General features: G+C 69.6%; 15 protein-coding genes. 11 read left to right on the plus strand and 4 right to left on the minus strand.

Annotation, left to right across the window (positions count from 1 at the left end; all coding sequences use genetic code 11):
• From ATK30_RS25965 to ATK30_RS25985, 5 genes are all read left to right on the plus strand, one after another.
• Complete coding sequence (locus tag ATK30_RS25965) at positions 1 to 1,086, plus strand: hypothetical protein (RefSeq protein ID WP_101437811.1); 1,086 nt, start codon at positions 1 to 3, stop codon at positions 1,084 to 1,086.
• Positions 1,087 to 1,168: 82 nt separating this feature from the next.
• Positions 1,169 to 2,401 (plus strand): mannose-6-phosphate isomerase, class I, encoded by a 1,233-nt coding sequence (manA, locus tag ATK30_RS25970; protein WP_101437812.1) that lies wholly within the window; start codon positions 1,169 to 1,171, stop codon positions 2,399 to 2,401.
• A 95-nt stretch (positions 2,402 to 2,496) separates the two neighbouring features.
• On the plus strand, positions 2,497 to 3,411 hold the full coding sequence (locus ATK30_RS25975) for a cation diffusion facilitator family transporter (RefSeq protein ID WP_101437813.1): 915 nt from the start codon (positions 2,497 to 2,499) through the stop codon (positions 3,409 to 3,411).
• A gap of 79 nt (positions 3,412 to 3,490) precedes the next feature.
• The gene (locus ATK30_RS25980; protein ID WP_101437814.1) at positions 3,491 to 5,035 is read left to right on the plus strand and encodes an amino acid permease; all 1,545 of its coding nucleotides are present in this window, start codon (positions 3,491 to 3,493) and stop codon (positions 5,033 to 5,035) included.
• 278 nt (positions 5,036 to 5,313) lie between these two features.
• The gene (locus tag ATK30_RS25985; RefSeq protein ID WP_101437815.1) at positions 5,314 to 6,033 is read left to right on the plus strand and encodes a hypothetical protein; all 720 of its coding nucleotides are present in this window, start codon (positions 5,314 to 5,316) and stop codon (positions 6,031 to 6,033) included.
• A gap of 56 nt (positions 6,034 to 6,089) precedes the next feature.
• Here the strand turns inward: ATK30_RS25985 and ATK30_RS25990 are convergent, their stop codons facing one another.
• Positions 6,090 to 8,327: a hypothetical protein gene (locus ATK30_RS25990; protein WP_101441080.1), complete on the minus strand. Its 2,238-nt coding sequence runs from the start codon at positions 8,325 to 8,327 to the stop codon at positions 6,090 to 6,092.
• A gap of 128 nt (positions 8,328 to 8,455) precedes the next feature.
• On the opposite strand from ATK30_RS25990, the gene ahcY reads away from it, so the two are divergent.
• From ahcY to ATK30_RS26005, 3 genes are all read left to right on the plus strand, one after another.
• Positions 8,456 to 9,928 (plus strand): adenosylhomocysteinase, encoded by a 1,473-nt coding sequence (gene ahcY / locus ATK30_RS25995; RefSeq protein ID WP_101437816.1) that lies wholly within the window; start codon positions 8,456 to 8,458, stop codon positions 9,926 to 9,928.
• A 101-nt stretch (positions 9,929 to 10,029) separates the two neighbouring features.
• Positions 10,030 to 10,317, plus strand: coding sequence for a FitA-like ribbon-helix-helix domain-containing protein (locus ATK30_RS26000; RefSeq protein WP_167442010.1), 288 nt, complete (start codon positions 10,030 to 10,032; stop codon positions 10,315 to 10,317).
• Positions 10,311 to 10,763, plus strand: a complete 453-nt coding sequence (locus ATK30_RS26005) for a type II toxin-antitoxin system VapC family toxin (RefSeq protein WP_101437818.1) — start codon at positions 10,311 to 10,313, stop codon at positions 10,761 to 10,763. Before ATK30_RS26000 ends, ATK30_RS26005 begins: the two co-directional genes overlap by 7 nt.
• On the opposite strand, the gene ATK30_RS26010 is transcribed toward ATK30_RS26005, so the two are convergent.
• Entirely contained in the window at positions 10,760 to 11,302 is a 543-nt protein-coding gene (locus ATK30_RS26010; RefSeq protein WP_101437819.1) for a helix-turn-helix domain-containing protein, read from the minus strand. The two genes, ATK30_RS26005 and ATK30_RS26010, sit on opposite strands and share 4 nt — an antisense overlap.
• Positions 11,303 to 11,315: 13 nt before the next feature.
• On the opposite strand from ATK30_RS26010, the gene ATK30_RS26015 reads away from it, so the two are divergent.
• A complete protein-coding gene (locus tag ATK30_RS26015) occupies positions 11,316 to 11,813 on the plus strand; it encodes a YbaK/EbsC family protein (protein WP_463672410.1) in 498 nt (165 codons plus the stop codon).
• 3 nt (positions 11,814 to 11,816) lie between these two features.
• Here the strand turns inward: ATK30_RS26015 and ATK30_RS26020 are convergent, their stop codons facing one another.
• Positions 11,817 to 12,779, minus strand: a complete 963-nt coding sequence (locus ATK30_RS26020; RefSeq protein ID WP_220817345.1) for a hypothetical protein — start codon at positions 12,777 to 12,779, stop codon at positions 11,817 to 11,819.
• Positions 12,780 to 13,145: 366 nt separating this feature from the next.
• On the opposite strand from ATK30_RS26020, the gene ATK30_RS26025 reads away from it, so the two are divergent.
• Together ATK30_RS26025 and ATK30_RS26030 are read left to right on the plus strand one after the other, a co-directional pair.
• Complete coding sequence (locus ATK30_RS26025) at positions 13,146 to 13,391, plus strand: hypothetical protein (protein WP_244194729.1); 246 nt, start codon at positions 13,146 to 13,148, stop codon at positions 13,389 to 13,391.
• A gap of 26 nt (positions 13,392 to 13,417) precedes the next feature.
• Positions 13,418 to 14,059, plus strand: coding sequence for a dTMP kinase (locus ATK30_RS26030; RefSeq protein ID WP_101437822.1), 642 nt, complete (start codon positions 13,418 to 13,420; stop codon positions 14,057 to 14,059).
• Here the strand turns inward: ATK30_RS26030 and ATK30_RS26035 are convergent.
• Entirely contained in the window at positions 14,056 to 14,628 is a 573-nt protein-coding gene (locus tag ATK30_RS26035) for a TetR family transcriptional regulator (RefSeq protein WP_101437823.1), read from the minus strand. The two genes, ATK30_RS26030 and ATK30_RS26035, sit on opposite strands and share 4 nt — an antisense overlap.
• Positions 14,629 to 14,656: the final 28 nt, after the last annotated feature.

Raw genomic sequence — 14,656 nt, forward strand, 5'->3', positions numbered from 1 at the left:
ATGCTTGACGATTCCCTGCTCGACGACTCCGCGCGGCTGGCCGATGCCGACCGCGCGGGGTTGCTGCGCGCCGCCGCGATGGCCGGCGCGCAGGTGCGAGCCACCGCCGAGGCAGCGGCCGAACTGGAGCTGAGCGAACGGCTGGACGTCGGGCGTCCGCGTTCGCTCGTGCTCATCGACCGGCCAGGGGTGAGCCGCACGCTCACCCGGCTGCTGGCCGCGTTGCTCGCGCCGTCGTGCCCGGTGCCGGTCGTGGTGGCCGAATCGGTTCCGGCCTGGATCGGCGCGCTGGACGTGGTGTTCGCGCACACCGACGACGCGGGAGACCGCGAGCTGGCCGCTTCGCTGGAGCGCGCCGCCCGGTTCGGCGCGTCGGTGGTGCTGTCCGCGCCGGCGGAGGGGCCGGTCGCGGCGGCGGTCGCGGGCAAGGGCGTCCTGCTCGCGCCGCGCGTGCCGGTGCCGCCGGAGCTGGCGTTCCCGCGCGGGCTGGCCGCCGGGCTGCTCACCGCGAACGCGCTCGGCCTGCTGGTCGCCGACGTGCAGGAGCTCGCCGACCAGCTCGACCTCGAAGCGGAGAAGGACTACCTGGCACGCGAGTCGTTCGCCAACCCGGCGAAGGCGCTCGCGCTGCGGGTCGCGGACCGGGTGCCGTTGCTGTGGGGGCTCGACCCGGTCGCGGTGGCGGTCGGCGAGCACGCGGCGCACGCCTTCGCCGCGTATGCCGCGCTGGTGTGCGACGTGGAGGACTACCGGCAGGCGCTGGCCCGCCCGGCCTTGCGCCGGGCCGCCCAATCAGGCGGCGCGGAGCGAGACATTTTCGCCGATCCGGACGACTCCCCTGGTGGAGTCGCGACGCGGGTGCTGCTGCTGTCGGTGCGGACCGGTCCGGCCACCGAGGCGGCCCGGTACCAAGCCGAGGAGTACCTGCCCGGCGCGGACCTGATCGCGCCCGCCGAGGAGATCGAGGCCGACGAGATCGTCCGCGCCGCGGTGCTGGCGCTGCGGTTCGAGCTGGCCGCGGTGTACCTGGGGCTGGCGGCGGGCAGCATCGGCGGGGCCGGGAGATACGAACCGGCCTCCGCCTGAGGGAGCAGGGGGGAACGCGGGCAGGCGGTTCCGCCGCCGCGTGCGTCGGCCCAGCGCCGACGGGAAGGATTGGGAGTTGACAGTGGAGCTGTTGCGCAACGCCGTACGGCCCTACGCCTGGGGATCGCGAACGGCCATCCCGCAGCTGCAGGGACGTCCGGTGCCGGCGCCGCACCCCGAGGCCGAGCTGTGGATGGGAGCGCACCCAGGGGACCCGTCGCACGTGCTCGGCCCGGACGGCACCGAACTGAGCCTGCTCGAACTCGTCGACGCCGATCCGGTCGGCCAGCTCGGCGAAGAGTGTGCACGGCGCTGGGGCAACCGGCTGCCGTTCCTGCTGAAGATCCTCGCCGCGGAAGAACCGCTGTCGATGCAGGCCCACCCGTCGGCGGCGCAGGCCGCGGAAGGCCACGCCCGCGAGGAGAAGCTGGGCATCCCGCGCGACGCCGCGAACCGCAACTACCCGGACCCGACGGCGAAGCCGGAGCTGGTCTGCGCGCTGACGGAGTTCCACGCGCTGGCCGGGTTCCGCGACCCGCACCGGACGGTCAAGCTGCTCAAGGCGATCGAGACGCCCGGGCTGGGCAAGTACACCGGCCTGCTCGAAGCCCAACCGGACCCGGCCGGTCTGCGCGCGCTGTTCACCACCTGGATCACGCTGCCGCAGTCCTCGCTCGACGAACTGCTGCCGGAAGTGCTCGACGCGTGCGTCCGGCACGTCCAGGACCACGGCGAGTTCGCGACCGAATGCCGCACGATCCTGGAACTCGGCGAGGCGCACCCGCGCGACGCCGGCGTGCTGGCCGCGCTGTTGCTCAACCGCCTGACTCTGCGTGCCGGAGAGGCGATCTACCTGCCCGCCGGGAACCTGCACCTGTACCTGCACGGCACCGCGGTGGAAATCCTGGCGAACTCGGACAACATCCTGCGCTGCGGCCTCACCCCGAAGCACGTGGACGTGCCCGAACTGCTGCGCGTGGTCGACTTCGCGTGCGGCGAAATGCCGGTGCAGCACGGAGAATGCGCCGGCCAGCGGATGGCGGTGTACCACACGGACGCCCCGGAATTCGAACTGTCGCGAATGGAATGGGCGGCCGGAGACGACGCCGAGCTGGAGGTCGACTCGGCCGGGCCGCAGATTTTGTTGTGCACCGAAGGAGACCTGCTGGTGGTCGCCTCGGACGGCGAACAGGTGGAACTGCGGCGGGGACAGTCGGTGTGGCTGCCCGCAGCGGATCCGGCGGTGCGGGTGCGTCCGTTGGGCGGAGCGCGCTCGCAACTGTTCCGGGCCACTGCCGGGGCTTGCGACTTGTGATCTGACCGGCTGGTTTCCGGACCCAGCGCTTCCCGGCGCCAAGGCTCCTCTAGGCTCCCTCCGGGCAATTCGGGCGCGGAGCAGGGGAGCGGGAAGTGTCAGCTGGCGGGGGTACCAAGGCGATCATCGCGGCGCTCGCCGCCAATGCCGGGATCGCGGTGGCCAAGTTCGTCGGCTTCCTGGTCACCGGGTCGTCGTCGATGCTCGCGGAGGCGGTGCACTCGCTGGCTGACACGTCGAACCAGGGGTTGCTGCTGCTCGGGCAGAAGACGTCCAAACGGCGCGCCACCCGGGAGCATCCGTTCGGGTTCGGCCGCGACCGGTACTTCTACTCGTTCATCGTCGCGCTCATGCTGTTCACGCTCGGTGCGGCGTTCGCTCTCTACGAGGGCATTCACAAGATCATCGAGCCGCAGCCGCTGGAGACGCCGGTCGTCGCGGTGGTCATTCTCCTCGTCGCGATCTGTCTCGAGGGCTACAGCTTCTTCACCGCGATGGGCGAATCGCGCAAGATCAAGGGCAACGCGAGCTGGTGGCGGTTCATCCGGCAGGCCAAGGAACCCGAGCTGCCGGTCGTGCTGCTGGAGGACTCCGGCGCGCTGCTCGGCCTCGTGTTCGCGTTGCTCGGCGTCGGGCTGTCGGTGCTCACCGGCGACCCGGTGTTCGACGGCATCGGCACCGTCCTCATCGGCGTGCTGCTCGGCGTGATCGCGATCATCCTGATCGTCGAGATGAAGAGCCTGCTGATCGGCGAGGGCGCTACCGACACCGATCTCGCGACCATTGTGGACGAACTGGCCGCGGGCAAGGTCGAGCGCGTCATCCACATCCGCACCCAGTACCTCGGCCCGGACGAACTGCTCGTCGCCGCGAAGCTCGCGCTCGTGCCCGGTCTCGACACCGCCGCGATCGCCACCGCGATCGACGACGCCGAGGCTCGCGTGCGCGCGAAGGTCCCCGTCGCGACGCTGATTTACCTGGAGCCCGACCTCGACCGCGAGACCCGCTGAGCTGTCCGGACAGCTGGCGCCCAACTGACACGCTAGGGTGGCGCCCGGTCCCCACGAAGGTCACCGCAGGAGGTCAACGTTGCCCGGCACTGGTTTGTGGCGCACGAAGTCAATCGAGCAGTCCATTTCGGACACCGATGAACCGGAGACGAAACTCCGCAGGAACCTGAGCGCTTGGGACCTCACGGTCTTCGGCGTCGCGGTGGTCATCGGCGCCGGCATCTTCACGCTCACCGCGCGCACAGCGGGCGACTACGCCGGTCCGTCCGTGTCCGTCGCGTTCGTGATCGCGGCTATCGCCTGTGCGCTCGCCGCGTTGTGCTACGCCGAATTCGCTTCCACCGTCCCGGTCGCGGGCAGCGCGTACACGTTTTCCTACGCCACCTTCGGCGAGTTCATGGCGTGGATCATCGGCTGGGATCTGATCCTGGAGCTGGCCGTCGGCGCCGCCGCGGTCGCCAAGGGCTGGTCGTCTTATCTGCAGACGGTGCTGGAGTACATCTTCGGCAAGGGCACCAAGACGTCGATCGATCTCGGCGGCGGCTTCGGCATCGACTGGGGCGCGCTCCTCGTCGTGGCCGCACTGGTGACGCTGCTGGTGCTCGGAACGAAGCTGTCGTCGCGTTTCTCGATGGTGATCACCGGCATCAAGGTCGCCGTCGTGTTGTTCGTGGTCATTCTCGGCATCTTCTACGTCAAGGCCAGCAACTACACGCCGTTCGTTCCCGAGGGCAAGTCCGCCGGATCCGGGTCGAGCGGCGTCGACCAGTCGCTGTTCTCGCTCATCGCGGGCGGTGCCAGCAGCTCCTTCGGCATCTTCGGCCTGCTGGCCGGCGCGTCGATCGTGTTCTTCGCGTTCATCGGGTTCGACATCGTCGCGACCACCGCGGAGGAGACCCGCAACCCGCAGAAGGCCGTGCCGCGCGGCATTTTCGGCTCGCTGGCGATCGTGACCGTGCTGTACGTGGCGGTGTCGCTCGTGGTCGTCGGCATGGTGCCCTACACCGATCTGTCGACCAAGGCGGGCGACGGCAGCCACAAGACGCTCGCCACCGCGTTCTCCGCGAACGGCGTCGACTGGGCCGCGAACATCATCTCCGTCGGCGCGCTGGCCGGACTCACCACCGTCGTCATGGTCCTGATGCTCGGCCAGGTGCGGATCATCTTCGCGATGTCCCGCGACGGTCTCATGCCGCGTTCGCTGGCCAAGACGAGCGACCGCGGGACGCCGAAGCGCGCGACCCTCGTGGTCGGCGCACTGGTCGCGGCGGGCGCGACGTTCTTCCCGGCCGACAAGCTCGAGGAAATGGTCAACGTCGGCACGCTGTTCGCGTTCATCCTCGTGTCCGCGGGCGTGCTGGTGCTGCGCAAGACCCGCCCGGACCTGACGCGTGCGTTCCGGGTGCCGGGCGTGTGGATCATCGCGCCGCTGGCGATCCTGGCCTGCCTGTGGCTGATGCTGAACCTGACCGTGCTGACCTGGCTGCGGTTCGTCGTCTGGATGGTGGTCGGCGTGGTCATCTACTTCGCCTACAGCCGGCGGCACTCGCTGCTCGGGAAGCGGCAGTCGGGTGTCGACCAGGGCGGGGTGGTCGCCGATCCCGCGCCGCCCGTCGCCGACTGACCTGTTTTCGCTGTTCAACGGCCCGTCGCCCAGGTTGGGCGGCGGGCCGTTTCGCGTGCGTGGTCACGAGTCCGCAACTCGCCGATTTCGGTTCGGGCGGCGACTCGAACCCAGGGTGATCAGGCACTGCGGGTGCGATACTCTCCGCGTCGTCTTCCCTCTGACGGGTTAATCACTCTCGGGTAATTCGCACGAACAGTGGTCGGGGTTCCTACGGAGGGTCGCAGTTCTCCGCGTGTGTTATCCCCCGTTCGGATTTTCCTCTGAGGAGTAACTCCATGCCCATCAGCACCAGACTGCGTGCCGGTTTCACCGTCGCCGCCGTGGCCGGACTCGCTCTGCTCGGCACCGCGACCTCTGCGCTCGCCTGCACCACGGACGACAGCCGGGCGAAGCCGGTCGAGGGCAACGCGACCACCTGTGCCGAGGCGAAGGTGGCCGGCGACCTGCTCGGCGAGGGTGACCTCACCGTCACCGGCGGCACGGAGAAGGACCAGTACCTGAACGTCACGGCAGTGGGCGAGGGCGTCACGGTCACCGCGATCGTGGTCAAGGGCGGCCCCGGTTTCAACGTGTACGTGCCGGGCAGCCGAGGTATGTCGGCCACGCCGCCGTGGGAGAAGCTGCGCTCGCCGATCAACCGCGGCGAGCAGCTGCCGACGATCAGCCACTGGTTCGCCTGCGGAACCAAGACCGCGCCGACCAAGCCGCCGGTTTCGGAGACCCCGACCACGACTCCGGGACAGCCGACTTCCGAGGCGCCGAGCACCACGCCGGGCGCTCCGGCGACCTCCTCGGCCCCGGCCGGCGCGACCTCCGCTCCCGCCACGACCAGCGCTCCGGCCGTGGTCCCGGCGGGCAACCAGAACGGCACCGGCGGCGGCCTGGCCAACACCGGATTCGACAACGCCTGGTTGTTCTGGGTCGCCGGCGTGCTGATCGTCGCTGGCGGCGGTCTGCTCGCACTGCTGAAGCTGCGTCGCCGCGGGACCAACTGATCAGCTAGTCCGTGCCGGGTCTTCGGAAGGAATCTTCTTCCGAAGACCCGGCGTCGTCAGCGGGGGCGGGGAAGGTCGCCGAACAGGGAGCCTTGTTCGCCCAGCGTCCGGGCGCGGCCGTTGGGGCGGCCCAGGCCCGCGGCCATGGCTACGGCGTTGTCCCACTCCGGATCGGCCAGGTATTCGGTGTGTTTGAGGACTCCGGGGGCCCAGCGGCGGCGGCCGTCGGGGGCTCGCAGCGGGTCGGGGACCCAGTGGTCGCCGCCCAGGACCAGGACCCCCGCGTCGTCTGGGGTCGCTTCCAGGGCTCCCCATTTGCCTTCCGGGAGATAGCCCTCGCCGAGCAGGTGGCCACCGCTTGTCTGGTGGCGCCAGGTGGTGACGCCGCCGCCGAAGATGTCGGTGCCTCGGCACAGTGCGCGCCAGCGACCGTCCAGCGAGGAGAACAGGTCGGCCAGCGAGTCTTGCGGCAGGACCGCGGGGAAAGCGCGTTGGTAACCCCATTGCAGCGGGGATCCGGCGGTGAGCAGGCCGACTCGGTCGCGTTCGTCTGGCGGGAGCTCGGCGCACAGTTGAGCCGCCGTGAGCACGGTGAGGATGCTGCCCAGGTTTAGACCGGACAGGACCACTCGGGTACCTGGCTCGGCGAGGTGTTCCTTGACTCGCGCCGCCAGTTCGGGGACGACCTTGAGGGCGTAGCAAGGCGGTACGCCGGGGTGGGCGGCCCGCGGCCAGAAGGACACAAGGTCAGCCAGCGCGCCCAGGTGCCGGCTTCGCTGGGGGGAGCGGGCGGCGGAGTAGACCACTCGCAGCAGTCCCGCGGCCAGCGCGCCCAGAGCGAACACACCGATCGCCGAGGCTGTGGTGAACCAGCCTGGCTGCAGGTTGAAGCCGAACCGCACGACGAGCAGTGCGATCGCACCGACGCAGAGCCCCAGGGAGACGATCACAGCCAGGTGGTGCAGGTGACGGCGTTCCCAGGCTGAGCGTGCCCACGCTCGCGCGGCGTCTTGTTCTTGCTGTTCGTCGTGTTCCATCAGTTCGACGATCGGCGGGATGCCGCGCCGGCGGCGGCGCAGCGGGACGGCGATGGCGTACCCGGCGATGGCGAGCAGGGCCATCAGACCGAGCCCGCCGCCCCACAGGACGGTGACCAGGTCGTACGTCGTGGGCAGGGCGAGCTTGTCCGCGCGGAGCAGTTTTCGGATGGCGATCGCCAGCCCGGCGCCGAAACCGCCGCCGAGCAGGCCGGCCAGGGCGAGTACCGGGGCCGCTGCCCAGCCGCCCAGCCACGGGCGGAGCCGGCGCGGGCGGTCGCGCCAGGTTGGGCGGGCCAGCAGAGCCGACGGGATCAGCGCGAGCGCGAACAGCAGGGTGACTACGAGTAAGGCGCCGCCGAGACCTTCGACAGTGGTGTCGACGCCGGGGAGCCGGTTGCCGACCGGATTGGCCAGCACGGTGGCGAAGATGACCAGCAGCGTCGCGAAAGTGATCAGGCTCCGGCGCGCGACGGGACCGGCGTCGCTGCCGATCGCGCCCCCGGCCAAAACCGCGAGGACCAGGGCGAGGGTGCAGATCCACGCGATCAATTGCGGGATTTTCGTGGGCACGTGGAATGGTCCGCCCAGCAAGAGCAGGGAGATGCAGGCGAGCGCGGCAACCGCGTGTGTCGCGGACATTCCGGGCGCTTCCGGATCGGCGCGCAACCGCATCGGGACGCCTTTGCGGCCGGGATGCGCGGGCGGCCGCACCCGCCAGTTCGTGGACGAGATCCGGTGCAAGGCGTAGACCAGCGCCAGGAGCACCGCCACGCCGACGCCGATCCGCAGCGGCCCGTTGCGCAGTTCGGGGGTCACCCAGGCGAGGCAGGCGCGCCCGGGGGCGAGACATTGCGTCGCGACGAGGTCCAGTACCGCTGCCGCGACCTGGCTGACCAGCAGCATGGTGAGCAGCACGGCGGCGATCCGCAGCAGGCCGCGGCACAGGCCGCCGAGCCAGCGGCCGCGGTGCACCGGCGGCAGCATCCAGAACGCGACGTTGGCCAGTGAGAAAGGGAACAGCAGCGCCCAGGCGGCCTTCGCGACGCCGCCGGACGTCATGCCGCTCCACAGGTAGCCTTCGACGGTGCGCGGAATCGACCGGCCGAGCGCGGGCACCACCGGACCGGGAGCCGGACGCCGCAGCCGGTCGGCCGGGCGTACCACGCGGCCGAGTCCGTCGCCGGCGACGTCAACGGTCTGGACCGTGTCGAGGAGCGTCTCGCCGCTCGTGCCCACGAGTCCGGACACCCTCATTTCGACGATGCGGGTGTCAGGGCCGGGGAGCGGGGCGGGCACGGTGATTCTCTCCTCATCCGTTCGAGTCAGGGTCGAGCCGACAACGGTACTGTTCAGGTGCCATCAAACCTTGGAGGAACCGCACTATGACCCCCGAAAGCGTTGTCAAGCGGCACGACACCCGGGGCGGCATCGAATTCGCCGTCGCCGATCTCGACGCCGCCGAGTTCGGCCGGAAGGAGATCCGCCTCGCCGAGCACGAGATGCCGGGGCTGATGGCGCTGCGCCGCGAATACGCTGAGGTCTACCCGCTGCGCGGGGCGCGGATCGCGGGTTCGCTGCACATGACCGTGCAGACCGCGGTGCTGATCGAGACGCTGGTGGCGCTCGGCGCGGAGGTGCGCTGGGCCTCGTGCAACATTTTCTCCACCCAGGACCACGCCGCGGCCGCGGTCGTCGTCGGCCCGCACGGCACGCCCGAGGAGCCCAAGGGCGTCCCGGTGTTCGCGTGGAAGGGCGAAACGCTCGAGGAGTACTGGTGGTGCACTGAGCGGATGCTCACGTGGGAGGGCGAAGGCCCGAACATGATCCTCGACGACGGCGGCGACGCCACCATGCTGGTGCACAAGGGCACCGAGTACGAGAAGGCGGGCGTGGTTCCGCCCGCCGACGACGAGGACCCCGAGGAGTGGAAGGTCTTCCTGGAGCTGCTGCGCGCGTCGGTCGCGGCGGACAAGGGCAAGTGGACCGCCATCGGGCAGGGCGTCAAGGGCGTCACCGAGGAAACCACCACCGGCGTGCTGCGGCTGTACCAGCTGGCGGCCGCGGGCGAGCTGCTGTTCCCGGCGATCAACGTCAACGACTCGGTGACGAAGTCGAAGTTCGACAACCGCTACGGCATCCGGCACTCGCTGATCGACGGCATCAACCGCGGCACCGACGTGCTGATCGGCGGCAAGGTCGCGGTGGTCTGCGGCTACGGCGACGTCGGCAAGGGCGCGGCCGAATCGCTGCGCGGCCAGGGCGCGCGGGTGATCATCACCGAGATCGACCCGATCTGCGCGCTGCAGGCGATGATGGACGGCTACGAGGTCAAGCGCCTGGAGTCGGTGCTGGACGAGGGCGACATCTACGTGACCACCACCGGCAACAAGAACGTGGTGATGGTCGAGCACATGGCGCGGATGAAGCACCAGGCGATCGTCGGCAACATCGGCCACTTCGACAACGAACTCGACATGGCGGGTCTCGCCCGCTACCCCGGCATCCGGCGCGTGAACATCAAGCCGCAGGTCGACGAGTGGGTGTTCCCGGACGGCAAGAGCATCCTCGTGCTGTCCGAAGGCCGGCTCCTGAACCTCGGCAACGCGACCGGGCACCCGAGCTTCGTGATGTCGAACAGCTTCGCGAACCAGGTCATCGCGCAGGTCGAACTCTTCACCAAGACCGAGGAGTACGACAAGGAGGTCTACCGCCTCCCGAAGAAGCTGGACGAAAAGGTCGCTCGCATCCACCTGGAAGCACTGGGCGGCGAGCTGACGAAGCTGTCGAAGGAACAGGCGGAATACATCGACGTGGACGTCGAGGGCCCGTTCAAGTCGGAGCATTACCGTTACTGATCGCTGACCCGGAAGCCGCCTCGAAATGCTTTTCGAGGCGGCTTTTGTCTGCAAAAGAAAACACGTGATAACTCTAACGGGTGACGTGTTATCATGGTGAAGTGAAGCAATTGATCACTCGCGTCGACGACGAGCTGCATGCGCGGCTGAAGGCCAGGGCCGAGGCTGAGGGGCGCAGCATGAACGACCTGGTCACCGAGGCCCTCCGAGGGGTCGTCCAGAAGGGCGAGTCACGAGCCGAGTGGAAACGCCGGTTGATCGCCGAGGGCAAGGCCGCGTATGTCGAGCCTCCAGCCCGGGTGGCGTCGCTGGACGAAATCGAAGAGTTCTCCAGCGGCTGGGGAGCGACCGTTGGCGAGTATCTCGACTGGACTCGGGGTGAATGGTGACCGAGTGTTACTACGCTGACACCAGCGCGTTGGCTACCGCGTACCTCAAAGACGAGCCTGGTCACCGTGAAATGCGTGAACTGCTGCTCGAGGGGCCGGATCTGGTGTTCAGCAGTGAACTGACCCGAATCGAGTTCACCAGTGCGCTCACTGCGGCGAAGCGTGCTGGCCGGATCCCCGACGCCCGGATCGTCCTCGAGCATTTCGACCGGCTCGCGTCTCCGGAGGGTGCGCTCGTGCTGATCCCTTTCCGGCCGGAGCGGGTTTTTTCGGCGGCGCAGCGACTGGTTGCCGAGAACTATCCGATTCGCACTCTGGATGCTCTTCATCTGGCTGTCGTAATGAGGGAAACTGCCGAACTGACCGGCGGCCAGCCGATTACTGTCGTGACGCGTGACGCGCGTCAGGCCGAGGCGGCGAAAGCCAACGGGCTCCTCGTCCGCTAACGCGGATACCGCATCGTCAACACCGCACTAGCCGGTCCGCCGATTCCGCGATACACATGGTCCGTTTCCGCGATGAACGTATGCGTCCCCGCCGCGGAAACCGTCACCGGTGCGTCAACCGGGCCGACCTCCGCCGTTCCGGTCAGTACCGTCAGCACTTCCCGGACCCCGGGGCTGTGCGGGTGCGATACCTGGACCCGCTCGTGGATCGTCAGCCGGTACACCTCGGTCACGCCGTCGGGGTCCTCCCAGCGGCCGAGCAGGGTCGCGGCCACGCTCTCGCCGTGTGCTTCGGCCACTCCGTCATCACCGAAGAGCAGGTCGCTCAACGGGATCGACAGTGCGGTGGCGATGGCGAACAGCGTGTCCAGCGTCGGGTTGCGGCGGCCGTTTTCCAGCTCTGACAGTGTTCCCTTGCCGAGGCCGCTGTCAGTGGCGAGCGCGGTCAGGCCGACGCCCGCGCGGGTGCGCAGCGTCCGGATGCGGGTGCCGACCGCCGCGGCGAGGGCGCGGCCGTCCGGGGCGGGTGACGGGGACACCCGGCCTAGTCTAGTGTTCTGTTTACAGAACAGTTGGAGGTGTGCAGATGTCGGCAGTGCGGAACGTGCAGGACGCGCTCGACGAGGCGGGGGTCGAAGGCCGGGCGCGGACCCTCCGCAGTCCACGCGGACGGCGGCCGAGGCGGCGGACGCGCTGGGCTGTCCGGTCGGCGCGATCGCGAACAGCCTGGTGTTCCTGGCCGACGACGCCCCGCTGCTGGTCTTGACCAGCGGCGCGCACCGGGTGGACGTCGAGGCGCTCGCCGCGCGACTCGGGCGCGGCCGGATCCGCCGGGCCAAGCCGGACGAGGTGCGCGCGGCCACCGGGCAGGTGATCGGCGGGGTGTCGCCGGTCGGGCATCCGGCTCCGCTGGAGACGGTGGTCGACGAGGCGTTGCGGCAGTACAGCCAGGTGTGGGCCGCCGCGGGAACGCCGAACGCCGTCTTCCCGACGACGTTCGACGAACTCGTGCGGATCACCAAGGGCACGCCGCAGCGGGTGGACGGATAAAGCTCAGTTCCATTCCACCGCGATGCCGGCCAGCCCGGGGCCGGTGTCGCGGAAATACCCGCTCGTCACGCCGCCGGTGTCGCACGGCAATTCCTCCGCCTCGACCGGCAGCGCGTCGTCGCGGGCGCGGACCTCGCGGGTGATCCGGGCGGGCATCGCGGTCGGCGCGAATTGCAGTTGCAGCAGATAGCTCGCGCACTGGTCGCGCAGCATCCGGTAGTACCCGGGGAACGTCACGGCGGAATTGTCGTGGATTTCGAAGCAGAAAACGTGGATCTCGCCCTCGGCGAGCTTCCGGTCGAAAAGCAGCTCCGTCGCCATCGTCTCGCGCGCCGGATGCCGGCGGATCCGGCCGACGCGGCAGCCTTCCGCGGTGATCAGCTCGACGTCGTCGATCCGGCAGCCGGGATCGCCGTTGTAGACCGCCACGTACCGGTCCGGGCCGTGCCGCCGTGCGCGGGTGACCAGCCGGGTCCGGAATTTCACCTGGTGTTTCTGCTCGTCGATGGTGATCTGGTCGTGCACCGACAGCATTTCCAGGTCGGAGTTGGACTGCCGCGACGCCGGCGCCGCGCCGAGGTCGCTCATCAGCTGCTCGACGATCGCGCCCATCTCGCCCGAGCGCAGGTCGTGGAACGACGCCGCGGCCTGGTGCCCGCGCGGGCGCGCGGTGCGCGGGCCGATCAGCACCACGAGCGCGTCCGCGGGCAGTTGCAGCACCGACTCCAGCGCGCGGACCGCCGGCAGCGCCTTCGGCACCTCCGGCTGGCGCAGCCCGCGCTGCCAGTAGCTCAGCGTCGACTGTCCGATGTGGACCCCGCGGAGCGCGAGGTGTGCCCGCAGCCGGGCGAGCGACAGGCCGCGATGCGCGATCGCGAGCCGCAGCGCGTGGTGGAATTCTCCGGATCGCAGTGCTTCGCCGAGCTCGGGCGGCAGTTCACCCGCACCGCGCCGGCCAGGTTCCATGATCAGTGGGCCATCCCCGTCTCGTGCCACCGCTGTCCCTTCAACGCCGCCCGTGCGCTGGGCGTGAATGCCGCGGAACGTTCACGTTAGCAGCGCGCGGTAACGGGTCCGGCCCCCGTTTGGTGTGCTTGGCCACGGAAGGGTAACCGTTCCGTGTTCCACCGCCGACCCGGAACACCCTCGTCGCCGGACGGGCATCTTGCTCGGAGTGATCGGCCGGTTCACCGTTGTGACCACCACTGGCCACGTCTAGGCGGGAGGTGCGTCGTGGGTCTGGGGAAACCGAATCACGTGGGGAGCACTGCCGGGCAGGTCCGGTGGTCCTCGGCCACTTGCCGAAGGCACGTCGGACGCTTGGTGTTTCTCGTGGCGTTCACGGGCCTGGCGTTGCCGGTGTCGGCTCCGGGCGCGGGCGCGGCGCAGCCCGTCGACACCGGCAACGCCCACCTCACGATCGTGCCGCGCGGCGAGGTGGTGCCGAGGGACGGCCAGAGCACGCCCGCTCAGCCGCACGGCGACGAATGGATTCCGCTGTTCTGCCTCGCCGGGCTGCTGGTCGCGGTGCCGGCGGGGTACTTCGGCTACGTCCGCGCGCGCCGCGAGACGGCCTGAGCACGCCACCCAGTATCTTCGACGGTGTGGGGCGACTGGTCGTAATCGAAGGTCTGGACGGCGCGGGCAAGCGCACGCTGTCCGAGGGGCTGACCGCTGCGCTGGAAGACACCGGCGCGAGCGTCGGCAGTCTCGCCTTCCCCCGTTACGGCCGCAGCGTGCACGCCGATCTGGTGCGGGAAACGCTGCATCGAGGACACGGCGATCTCGCCGACTCGGTGTACGGGATGGCGATGCTCTACGCCCTCGACCGCGCCGGTGCGGCCGACGAGATCCGCGGGCTGCTCGCGGCCAACGACGTGGTCCTGCTGGATCGCTACGTCGCCTCGAACGCCGCGTACGCCGCCGCGCGCCTGCGCGAGCACGCGGATGGCGCGGTGGTGCAGTGGGTTTGGGACCTCGAGGTGACGCGGTTCGGGTTGCCGCGGCCGGACGCCCATCTGCTGCTGCGGGTGAGCCCGGAGGTCGCCGCCGAGCGGGCAGTGCGCCGGGCGGAGTCGGACACGGCGAGGGCGCGGGACGCGTTCGAGTCCGACGACTCGCTGCAGCAGCGTTGTGCCGCGGTGTACGACGAGCTGGCCGCGGCTTCGTGGCTCGCGCCGTGGCAGGTGCTGGACGGCGTGGCCGGCGTCGATCTGCCGACGCTGGCGAAATCCCTGCTCGCTTAGCCCAGGGCCGCGGTCGCGGTGCGCAATTCGTCGAGCGCTTCGGCCGCGAGCGCGCCGAACTCCCGCCGATTTCCGGCGTCGACCCAGCGGAAGAACGTCGTCCCGAACGCGAGGCAGCCCAATTCCGCCGCGACACGGGCGGTCGGTTCGCTGATCCCGTGTGCGGCGAGCGCGTCGTGCATGGCCTGGACCATCTTGGCGCGTTTGAGCAATTCGCGTTCGAGCAGTTCGCTGTTCGCCGCCACGACCGCCTGCCGGGCTCGGGCCTGAGCCAGCCGCTCGCCGGTGAAAATCGCCGCGACGGCGTCCAATGCCGCGCCGACCGCTTCGAACGGCGTGGCGTCCGCTGGGGTCGCGGCGATGCCTTCGGAGAACAGCCGGGCCAGTTCCTCCTGCCCGCCGAACAGCACTTCCCGCTTGTCGGCGAAATAGCGGAAGAACGTGCGTTTCGTGAGTCCGGCGCGTTCGGCGATTTCGGCGACCGTGGTCTGGTCGTAGCCGCGTTCGGCGAACAGGTCGAGCGCGGCCTCAGCCAGGCGTTGGCGTGCGTTCGGTTCCCAGCGGCCCATGCCGTTCAGTCTAGGTGATGACACCAGA

Source organism: Amycolatopsis echigonensis, assembly GCF_002846615.1.
Lineage (GTDB): Bacteria > Actinomycetota > Actinomycetes > Mycobacteriales > Pseudonocardiaceae > Amycolatopsis > Amycolatopsis echigonensis.

Bases quoted from the DNA above. Each gene is read 5' to 3' on its own strand.
- ATK30_RS26035 (WP_101437823.1), bottom strand. From the start codon at position 14,628: ATGGGCCGCTGGGAACCGAACGCACGCCAACGCCTGGCTGAGGCCGCG.
- ATK30_RS26020 (WP_220817345.1), bottom strand. From the start codon at position 12,779: ATGGAACCTGGCCGGCGCGGTGCGGGTGAACTGCCGCCCGAGCTCGGC.
- ATK30_RS26005 (WP_101437818.1), top strand. From the start codon at position 10,311: ATGGTGACCGAGTGTTACTACGCTGACACCAGCGCGTTGGCTACCGCG.
- ATK30_RS25990 (WP_101441080.1), bottom strand. From the start codon at position 8,327: ATGAGGGTGTCCGGACTCGTGGGCACGAGCGGCGAGACGCTCCTCGAC.
- ATK30_RS25985 (WP_101437815.1), top strand. From the start codon at position 5,314: ATGCCCATCAGCACCAGACTGCGTGCCGGTTTCACCGTCGCCGCCGTG.
- ATK30_RS25965 (WP_101437811.1), top strand. From the start codon at position 1: ATGCTTGACGATTCCCTGCTCGACGACTCCGCGCGGCTGGCCGATGCC.
- ahcY (WP_101437816.1), top strand. From the start codon at position 8,456: ATGACCCCCGAAAGCGTTGTCAAGCGGCACGACACCCGGGGCGGCATC.